At 58.6% G+C, this 8963-nt stretch carries 9 protein-coding genes; 5 read left to right on the forward strand and 4 right to left on the reverse strand.

What is annotated here, in order from left to right; genetic code table 11:
- Positions 1–427 precede the first annotated feature (427 nt).
- On the reverse strand, positions 428–1336 hold the full coding sequence (locus GHO41_RS27575) for a LysR family transcriptional regulator (protein ID WP_153435186.1): 909 nt from the start codon (positions 1334–1336) through the stop codon (positions 428–430).
- Positions 1337–1440: 104 nt separating this feature from the next.
- Between GHO41_RS27575 and GHO41_RS27580 the strand changes: the two genes are divergently transcribed.
- The 5 genes from GHO41_RS27580 to GHO41_RS27600 all read left to right on the forward strand — a co-directional run bounded on the left by GHO41_RS27580 (position 1441) and on the right by GHO41_RS27600 (position 6609).
- Positions 1441–2040 carry a short chain dehydrogenase gene (locus tag GHO41_RS27580; protein ID WP_048369458.1) on the forward strand — a complete coding sequence of 200 codons (600 nt, stop codon included), beginning with the start codon at positions 1441–1443 and terminating at the stop codon, positions 2038–2040.
- Positions 2041–2124: 84 nt separating this feature from the next.
- Positions 2125–2796, forward strand: coding sequence for a COG3650 family protein (locus tag GHO41_RS27585; RefSeq protein ID WP_178126599.1), 672 nt, complete (start codon positions 2125–2127; stop codon positions 2794–2796).
- 118 nt (positions 2797–2914) lie between these two features.
- Positions 2915–4525 (forward strand): NAD(P)/FAD-dependent oxidoreductase, encoded by a 1611-nt coding sequence (locus GHO41_RS27590; protein ID WP_153330688.1) that lies wholly within the window; start codon positions 2915–2917, stop codon positions 4523–4525.
- A gap of 218 nt (positions 4526–4743) precedes the next feature.
- Positions 4744–5925 (forward strand): Na+/H+ antiporter NhaA, encoded by a 1182-nt coding sequence (gene nhaA / locus GHO41_RS27595; RefSeq protein WP_048386524.1) that lies wholly within the window; start codon positions 4744–4746, stop codon positions 5923–5925.
- An 84-nt stretch (positions 5926–6009) separates the two neighbouring features.
- Positions 6010–6609, forward strand: a complete 600-nt coding sequence (locus GHO41_RS27600; RefSeq protein ID WP_371929057.1) for a phosphatase PAP2 family protein — start codon at positions 6010–6012, stop codon at positions 6607–6609.
- Between the two features lie 85 nt (positions 6610–6694).
- Here the strand turns inward: GHO41_RS27600 and GHO41_RS27605 are convergent, their stop codons facing one another.
- The 3 genes from GHO41_RS27605 to GHO41_RS27615 form a co-directional block, all read right to left on the reverse strand.
- A complete protein-coding gene (locus GHO41_RS27605) occupies positions 6695–7159 on the reverse strand; it encodes a glycine zipper 2TM domain-containing protein (protein WP_048386517.1) in 465 nt (154 codons plus the stop codon).
- A 192-nt stretch (positions 7160–7351) separates the two neighbouring features.
- Complete coding sequence (pdxH, locus tag GHO41_RS27610; RefSeq protein WP_153435188.1) at positions 7352–7999, reverse strand: pyridoxamine 5'-phosphate oxidase; 648 nt, start codon at positions 7997–7999, stop codon at positions 7352–7354.
- A 24-nt stretch (positions 8000–8023) separates the two neighbouring features.
- Positions 8024–8963: OmpA family protein (locus GHO41_RS27615; RefSeq protein WP_153435189.1), on the reverse strand; the 940-nt coding region annotated here is incomplete at its 5' end.

Raw genomic sequence — 8963 nt, forward strand, 5'->3', positions numbered from 1 at the left:
CGCATCGCAGCCTCGTGCCTCGTCAGCGACTACAAGATCACACCACCCCTGTAGTCGTTGACGAGCACCGCGAGGCTACGTTCGGCTGCGCAGCAGTCGCAAAACCATGCTCTGCGGTGTGTCAGCTCAACCTTGCATTGAGCATTTACGATCGCTTCGCAATCGGACGTAGCCTCGTAAAACTCGGCAACTGCTACGGGGGAGTTGGCTGCAAATCGTGGCGGCCCTACGGCTCGCATCGCAGCCTCGTGCCTCGTCAGCGACTACAAGATCACACCACCCCTGTAGTCGTTGACGAGCACCGCGAGGCTACGTTCGGCTGCGCAGCAGTCGCAAAACCATGCTCTGCGGTGTGTCAGCTCAACCTTGCATTGAGCATTTACGATCGCTTCGCAATCGGACGTAGCCTCGTAAAACTCGGCAACTGCTACGGGGGAGTTGGCTGCAGCACGCTACGCTGAAACCACTGCACCAGGTAATCCGCCAAAACTTGCGTGCGCTTGGGCAATCCACCTTCGTAGGGATGCACCAGGTACATTGGGTTGCTGCGGGTCTGATAATTGAGCAGTACCCCGCGTAATCGCCCGTCAGCCAATTCGGCGTGGAGCATGTAAGACGGCAACCGCGCAATACCGGCGCCTATCACCGCTGCTTTTTTCAGCAAGCTGTAGTGATTACTGGCAAAAGGCCCCGAAACCCGAACACGATACAGTTCATGCTGCTGGTGGTACTGCCATTCTTCGCGGCCGCTGTAATGGCTGTTAAGCAAACAACGATGTTCGGCCAATTGCGCAGGAGTGGCCGGCTCGCCGTACTGCTCAAGGTACGCCGGGCTGGCGCAGGTCATTTCGTGCCAACTCAGCACCGATTTGGCCACCAGCCGCTCATGGCTACCCACTTGCGAGCGAATCGCCAAATCAAACCCTTCTCGGGCCAGGTCGCGGTAGCTGTTGCTCAACTCCAGCTCGATCTGGACCAAGGGATAGTCGCGGGAAAATTCCAGCAACAACGCGTCAAAAAAGGTTTCACCCAGCGACACCGGCACCGTCAACCGCACCGGGCCCGCCATGTCGTCCTTAAGCCGCGCCAGCGCCTGATGCGCCCGTTCAACCTGCAGCACCAGTGCCTGGGCCTGGGGTAATAACGCAGCCCCCGCCGCCGTAAGGCTCAAACGCCGCGTGGTGCGATGCAGCAGCACGACCGAGAACTGGGCCTCCAACTGGCTGATGCGTTTGGATAACTGCCCTTTGCTGCAGCCCAACTGCTGAGCGGCCAAGGTAAAACTCCCCGCATTGACCAACACTGCAAACGCCGCCAGATCATCCATCTCGCTCATGGATTGTTTCCATATGAAAACCAAAGGTTGCCTATTAGTGCGCTTATCGCCACCAAAATCCACTACTAGACTGAGCCAACACCTCCTCACTCAAGGAACACCCGATGAAAATCCTGCTGATCGGCGCTAACGGCACCATAGGTTCTGCTATAGATCGCGAGTTGTCGGCGCGCCATGAAATCGTGCGTATTGGCCGCAATAGCGGCGATTTTCAGGTCGACATCAGCGACAGCGCCTCCATTCGCGCCTTGTTCGAACAAACCGGACGCTTCGACGCGCTGGTCTGCGCCGCAGGTAATGTCAACTTCGTGCCGTTGGCCGACATGACCGAAAAAGATTTCGCCCTGGGTTTGCAGGACAAGCTGATGGGCCAGGTCAACCTGCTGCTGATCGGCCGCGAGTACGCCAACGACAATGCGTCATTCACGTTCACCAGCGGGGTGATCAACCGCGAGCCGATTCGCACCGGCAGTTCGGCGGCATTGGTCAACGCTGCGCTCGACGGCTTTGTCCGGGCAGCTGCGATTGAACTGCCTCGAGGGCTGCGGGTGAACTCCGTCAGCCCTACGGTGCTGGCAGAGGCGATGGACAAATACGCGCCCTACTTCCGTGGCTTCAAGCCGGTAGCAGCCGCCGATGTGGCGCTGGCTTACGCCAAAAGTGTCGAAGGCCTGCACACCGGACAGACCTATCAGGTGGGCTAAAGCACATTGTCAGATTTGAGGGGACGGGCTTGTGATGCACGGCGAGCCTAAGTAACGTGACGGCATTAGTCAGGAGTCCGAATGATGCGCGCTGCCCGTTCCTTAGTTTTAGTCGCCCTGTTGCCCGTCTTTGCCGGTTGTCAGTTGCTGAACAGCAAACCCGTTGATAGCAACGCCGGCCTGACTCGCCTTCAGGGCGAACTGGTGTCAGAAAACGGCCAACTGGTTTTCCAACCCTGCGTTGGCCAACAGCGCTATGTGGTCAGTGATGGCGCCAGCACCACACTGGTCCAGGATGCAACCGACATGCCAGTCAAACCAGGCAAGCTGTTCGCCGATATTCGCGGCAGCTTCGTCAGCGCCAAAACCGCGGGTGAGCAAGGCGAGATCAAGCTGCAACAGGTGTATCGCCTTGAGCGCAGCAGCGCTGCCTGCCAAGACCCCAACTTCAAGCAACAAACAGTGCACGCCAACGGCAACGGGCCTGCCTGGGAAGTACAAGCAGGCGGTAAAGGTCTGATCCTCAAACGCGAAGGCCAACAAGATCTGGCGCTGCCTTACGTTGAAGAGCAGATCGGTGATAGCCGCTTCTCACTGTCCACAGAGGCCAATAATCAGCGCATTGAACTCTGGGTCGCTCCGCAGCGTTGCACCGACAGCGTCAACGGCAGCGTGCAACACCTGGCGGCTGAACTGCGGGTCAATGGCCAGGTTCAACGCGGTTGCGGCTATTTTGGTGGCGCGCGTAACGACTAACCGACAACTGTAACCACAGATTGCTGTTTTAACCTGACCCAACGGTTCGAAGCCGCCTATAATCCCCGGTTCGCATAAGGCTGCCGGGGTTTACCTGGCCCCGACACTGGACACCGTCATGTTACGAATCACCGAACTCAAGTTGCCAATCGACCATCCCGAAGAAGACCTGCGCACTGCCATCGTGCAGCGCCTGGGCATCGCCAGCGATGACTTGCTCGATTTCACCTTGTTCAAGCGCAGTTACGACGCGCGTAAAAAAACCTCCGAATTGTGCTTCATCTACACCATCGACCTGAGCGTGCGGGATGAAGCGGCGTTGCTGCACACCTTCGCTGACGACCGTAACGTCAACCCTGCACCGGATGTCAGCTACAAAGTGGTTGGTCAGGCACCACAGGATTTGAGCGATCGCCCGATTGTGGTGGGCTTTGGCCCCTGCGGGATTTTCGCCGGTCTGCTGCTGGCCCAAATGGGCTTCAAGCCGATCATTCTTGAGCGCGGCACCGAAGTGCGCCAGCGCACCAAAGACACCTGGGGCCTGTGGCGTAAAAATGTCCTGAACCCCGAGTCCAACGTGCAGTTCGGTGAAGGCGGCGCCGGGACATTCTCTGACGGCAAGCTTTACAGCCAGATCAAAGACCCGAAACACCATGGCCGCAAAGTGCTGCACGAATTTGTCAAAGCCGGTGCTCCCGAAGAGATCCTCTACGTCAGCAAGCCGCACATCGGTACCTTCCGTTTGACCGGCGTGGTTGAAAACATGCGCCAGCAGATCATCGCGTTGGGTGGCGAAGTACGTTTCCAACAGCGCGTGACTGACGTGCTGATTGAAGACGGCCAACTGACAGGCGTGGTGCTGGCTGACGGCGAGCAATTGAAGGCCCGTCACGTGATCATGGCCCTGGGCCACAGCGCCCGCGACACCTTCCGCATGCTCCACGGCCGTGGCGTGTACATGGAAGCCAAGCCGTTCTCGGTGGGTTTCCGTATTGAACACCCGCAATCGCTGATCGACAGCGCACGTCTGGGCAAATACGCCGGTCACCCTAAACTCGGCGCCGCCGACTACAAACTGGTGCACCACGCCAAAAATGGTCGGTCGGTGTACAGCTTCTGCATGTGCCCTGGCGGTACCGTCGTGGCCGCGACCAGCGAGCCAGGCCGCGTCGTCACCAACGGCATGAGCCAATACTCACGTAACGAGCGCAACGCCAACTCCGGCATCGTTGTCGGCATTACGCCAGAAGACTACCCGGGCGGGCCTTTGGCCGGTATCGAGCTGCAAGAGCGCCTCGAAGCCCACGCCTACGTGCTGGGTGGCAGCAACTACGAAGCCCCGGCGCAGTTGGTGGGCGACTTCATTGCCGGCAAGCCGTCCACTGAGCTGGGCAGCGTAGAGCCGTCCTATAAGCCGGGGATTTCCCTGGGTGATCTGGCCCTGGCCCTGCCCGCCTATGCCATTGAAGCGATCCGCGAAGCACTGCCAGCATTCGAGAAACAGATTCGCGGCTTCTCGATGCACGACGCGGTTCTGACCGGCATCGAAACCCGCACCTCGTCGCCGTTGCGCATCACTCGCGACGCGTCGATGCAAAGCCTGAACGTCAAAGGTCTGTTCCCGGCCGGTGAAGGCGCTGGCTATGCAGGCGGCATCATGTCTGCCGGTGTTGACGGCATCCGCATCGCTGAAGCAGTGGCACGCGATATCCTCGGTATCGAGGCGTAATATCTCCTCTGCTGGAGCGAGTTTGCCTCGCTCCAGCAAGACCTTTCCCACAGCGTATTTCGCTGTTTCCCGACTTATTTAGATACATAGCTGATAGTCTCGTAGACGGTGCGGGATCAATACGTTGCTTATAACAAAAAAGAATATAGTTTTTGTTTTAACAACTATCCGCACAGGTTAGGGTGTCGCACCTAATAACCATTCGTTGGAGAGCCACCTTGCCTCTGCGTAGCACTTTCACTCGTTTCTTTCAGATGGAAGCTGCCAGCGGTCTGCTGTTGATTGCAGCTGCGGCTCTGGCGTTAATCATCAATAACTCACCGCTTTCGCACTACTACACGGCATTTCTTGATGTGCCTGTGGCCGTGCAGATCGGTGCCCTGCAAATCGCCAAACCTTCGCTGCTGTGGATCAACGACGGCCTGATGGCGTTGTTTTTTCTGCTGATTGGTCTGGAGGTCAAGCGCGAGCTGCTTGAAGGCCACCTGTCCAAACCCTCGCAGGTAGTACTGCCCGGCGCAGCGGCCATTGGCGGGATGGTAGTGCCGGCACTGATTTACTGGTTCCTAAACAAAGACTACCCCGATGCACTCGATGGCTGGGCGATCCCCATGGCCACCGACATTGCCTTCGCCCTCGGCGTATTGGCCTTGCTCGGCAAGCGTGTACCGGTTTCACTCAAATTGTTCCTGATGACCTTGGCGATCATCGACGATCTGGGGGCCATCATCGTTATTGCGGTGTTCTACTCCAGCGAACTCTCCGGCGTGTCGTTGCTGCTGGCAGCGGCCTGCCTTATTGCCCTGATCGTGATGAACCGCATGGGCGTGATCAAGATCGCGCCGTACATGATCATCGGCCTAATCCTGTGGGTCTGCGTGCTCAAAAGCGGCGTGCATGCCACGTTGGCAGGCGTAACCCTGGCGTTCTGCATCCCGCTGCGTACCAAAAACGCCGAAACTTCGCCGTTGCTGACGATTGAGCACGCCCTGCACCCCTGGGTGTCCTACGGGATTCTGCCGCTGTTTGCCTTCGCCAACGCGGGCGTATCGCTGGCCGGTGTCAATCTGCACAGCTTCACTCACCACGTGCCGCTGGGCATTGCCGCTGGCTTGCTGATCGGCAAAACCGTGGGTGTGTTTGGTCTGACCTGGATCGCTATCAAAGCAGGCCTGGCGGCATTGCCGGCAGGTGCCAACTGGGGACAGGTGTTTGGGGTGGCGATTCTCTGTGGTATCGGCTTCACCATGAGCCTGTTCGTCGGTTCACTGGCGTTTGTGCCGGGCAGCAGTGAGTACGTCGGCATGGACCGCATGGGGATCTTGACCGGCTCAATCCTCGCGGCTCTGATCGGCTACGCTGTTACCGCCATCTTCAGCCGTAAACAGGCAGACGCGTAACTCACATCAACAGGGATTCTCACAGGGGCAGCACCGTTAACCGGTGTTGCCCCTGATGGTTTTTTGTCGCCCAACGAGGGAAATGTGGACGCAAAACTTCAATTTGTGCAATACGGGGGCATCAGTGTGATGTTCCCCGCAGCCTTGGTTATCGCAGCCTGGCTGTGGGCTGCTGCCTCTAAAAAAATCGCGGTGTTGTGGCTGGGTGTCCTGCTGTCTGCCTACTTCATCGTGGGCGTGACCAAAATCCTGTTCAAGGGCTGGGGGATTGGCTTGCACAGCCTGGACATTGCAGTGTTCAGCGGGCATGCGACCAATACCTGCCTGGTATTCACCGTGATGCTGAGCTTGTTGTGCCAGCAAATTAACCCACGTTTGCGCTGGCCGGCCTTTGGGGTTGGGGTGGTACTGACCTGGTGGTTCAGCATCAACTACATCGCCCTGACCATCCACCCCTTGTCAGAAGCCATTGCGGGCGCGTTGGTAGGGACGGTGGCCGCATTCATTTTTCTGCTCATGCTGAGCCAATCCAACATCGGCAAAATACCTCGCCCGGCACTGGCGCTAGGGTTGGCTGTGGTACTGGTGTGCGGTATCGCGCCCAAGTATTCGGCCGAAAGGCTGCTGGATCGCATCGCCATATCGCTGTCAGGTGCCGAACAGGCGTTCAGACGCTCGTCCTGAGCCAACCCGGCTGGCTGCACCCGCGCATAAAAAACCCCGGCCAGTTCGCACTGGCCGGGGTTTTGTTTAAGCGCGCTACTAACGCTTATTGGGTTACGCGACTAGTGCCGTCAACCGTCATGATGCGTACGCGCTCGCCGGTACGGAATACCTGGTTCGGCTCAACCTGTTGAACATAAGCACGGGTGCTGCCGTCGTCTTCACGCACGGTGATTTCAACACCTTGGGTTTTGGTCAGGCCCGACTCAGCAGCCGAACCCAGCAGGCCACCGGCTACTGCGCCGATCACTGCAGTCACGATGCTGCCACGCCCGCCACCGATGGCGCTGCCGCCAACGCCGCCGATCACAGCACCTGTGGCGGCGCCGATTGGGGTTTTAGTACCTTCGATTTGTACAGGGCGCAGGGCAACGATAGTGCCGGTACGTACGGTTTGTACGCGACGCGCCTCATCACGCGAATAGGTGTCACCGGTCAAGTTCGAGGCACAGCCGCTCAACAGAACTGTCATGGTCGAAAAAGCTGCAACTAACAGTGCGGTCTTACGCATAGGATCAACTCCAAAAGATCAGGGATTCATTAAACTCTGCAACCGGGTGCCTGTCACCGCGCAGCGCAGACAATGTGGTCTTTATTCAGCGCCTGTACAGACACAGCGTGGGCGACAGGCGCTTGTAAATTAACCACAAGGGTAGCGCGAAATAGCCGTTTTGACTTGCACGCTACCGTTGTTTATTACGTTTTAGGGAGCCAGACGCTCACGCACCCACGCAGCGCCCTCACGGCGATAGTTGAGCCGGTCATGCAAGCGGCTCGGGCGCCCCTGCCAAAACTCAATACGCTGTGGCAGTAAACGATAACCGCCCCAGTGTTCCGGGCAATGCGGCTGCGTGTCACTAAAACGTGCCTGAGTGGCCGCCAGCAGTGTGGTCAACGCCTCACGGTTTGCAATCACCTGGCTTTGCGGTGAAGCCCAAGCCCCGATCCGGCTACCCAAGGGGCGCACCTGATAGTAAGCGTCGGACTCCTGCGGTGTCACCTTGACCACTTGGCCTTCGATGCGCACTTGTCGCTCCAGGGTGGGCCAAAAGAACGTCATGGCGGCAAAAGGGCGCGCGGCCAACTGCTCACCCTTGGCGCTGGTGTAGTTGGTGAAAAAGGTAAAACCCTGTTCATCCAGCCCTTTGAGCAAGAGCACCCGGCAATGCGGACGCCCTTCGGCGTCCACCGTGGCCAGAGTCATGGCATTGGCCTCAACCGGCGGTTGCTCGGTCTTGACCGCGTCATTGAACCACTGATGAAACAGCGCAAAAGGCTCGGCCGGGGCTTGCGCCTCGGCCAGCCCGTCACGGGTGTAATCGCGGCGCATATCGGCCAGCGCTTGGGTCATGAGGGCAATCCTTCCCTAAAACAATCAGTTCTTGTTCTGATCGTTGGCAGCCACTTTTTTGTCCGCTGCGGCTTTGGCCACTACCGGTTTTTTGGCCGGAGCAGCTTTTTTAGCCGGTGCGGCTTTCTTGGCATGCGCTGCCTTCTTGCTAGCCGACACGGAATCAGTCTTGGCCAGCGTCGAAGGCGCTACGGCCGGTTGAGCGGCAACCAGCTCTTCGGGGGTCAGTACCGGTTGGCTGTATTTGCTGACCAGCGCCAACATGGTGGCTTGCGGGGTCATCATGATTTCTACGCGGCGGTTCAATGCACGGCCTTCGTTACTGTCGTTCGCCGCACGCGGCATGACAGAGCCCATGCCACGCAGGGTCAGACGGTTACCTTGCAGACCGCTCATGCGGAAGATCGCGGCCACCGATTTGGCGCGGTCCAGGCTCAAGCGGGTGTTGGCTGCCATGGTGCCCGAAGCGTCGGCATGACCGAGTACCAGTACAGCGGTTTTAGGGTCGCCTTCGACCACTTTGGCCACACGGGTGAACGGGCCGAGCATGGACGGCATCAGCAAATCCGGACGCGTAGGTTTGAACGCGCTGTCAGCGGCGGCGACGATCACGATCAAGTTCTCGCGACGCTCCAACTGCAAGTTAGAGTCTTTGATGGCAACACGCAGGCGCGGCTCGTACTCGTCCAGCCAGGCTTGGGTGATTTTCGGATCCGGCATCGGGATCACGCCAATCGGGGCGACCTTGGTGGCTTTGTCATCACCACCAAACGGCCACCACCAGTTTTTCGACGTGCTTGGCGCGGCAGGCGCCGAGGCTACCTTGGCAACGACGGGTGCTTTATCAGCCGGGGCGTCTTTTTTGGCCGTGTCGCCACCACCAAAAGGCCACCAGCTAGAACCGCTGTCTTTGCTCGTGCTGGCTGCGGCGGCCACTGGCGCAGGCGCCGCTGCAGGGGCTGGG

It is taken from the genome of Pseudomonas sp. FSL R10-0399 (genome assembly GCF_009600165.1).
GTDB classification, from domain to species: Bacteria; Pseudomonadota; Gammaproteobacteria; order Pseudomonadales; family Pseudomonadaceae; genus Aquipseudomonas; species Aquipseudomonas helleri.

What these genes read in the sequence shown, in the direction of transcription:
- GHO41_RS27575 (WP_153435186.1), bottom strand. Translation starts at nt 1,336, where the DNA reads ATGAGCGAGATGGATGATCTGGCGGCGTTTGCAGTGTTGGTCAATGCG.
- pdxH (WP_153435188.1), bottom strand. Translation starts at nt 7,999, where the DNA reads ATGACCCAAGCGCTGGCCGATATGCGCCGCGATTACACCCGTGACGGG.
- GHO41_RS27585 (WP_178126599.1), top strand. Translation starts at nt 2,125, where the DNA reads ATGCGCGCTGCCCGTTCCTTAGTTTTAGTCGCCCTGTTGCCCGTCTTT.
- GHO41_RS27590 (WP_153330688.1), top strand. Translation starts at nt 2,915, where the DNA reads ATGTTACGAATCACCGAACTCAAGTTGCCAATCGACCATCCCGAAGAA.
- GHO41_RS27580 (WP_048369458.1), top strand. Translation starts at nt 1,441, where the DNA reads ATGAAAATCCTGCTGATCGGCGCTAACGGCACCATAGGTTCTGCTATA.
- GHO41_RS27605 (WP_048386517.1), bottom strand. Translation starts at nt 7,159, where the DNA reads ATGCGTAAGACCGCACTGTTAGTTGCAGCTTTTTCGACCATGACAGTT.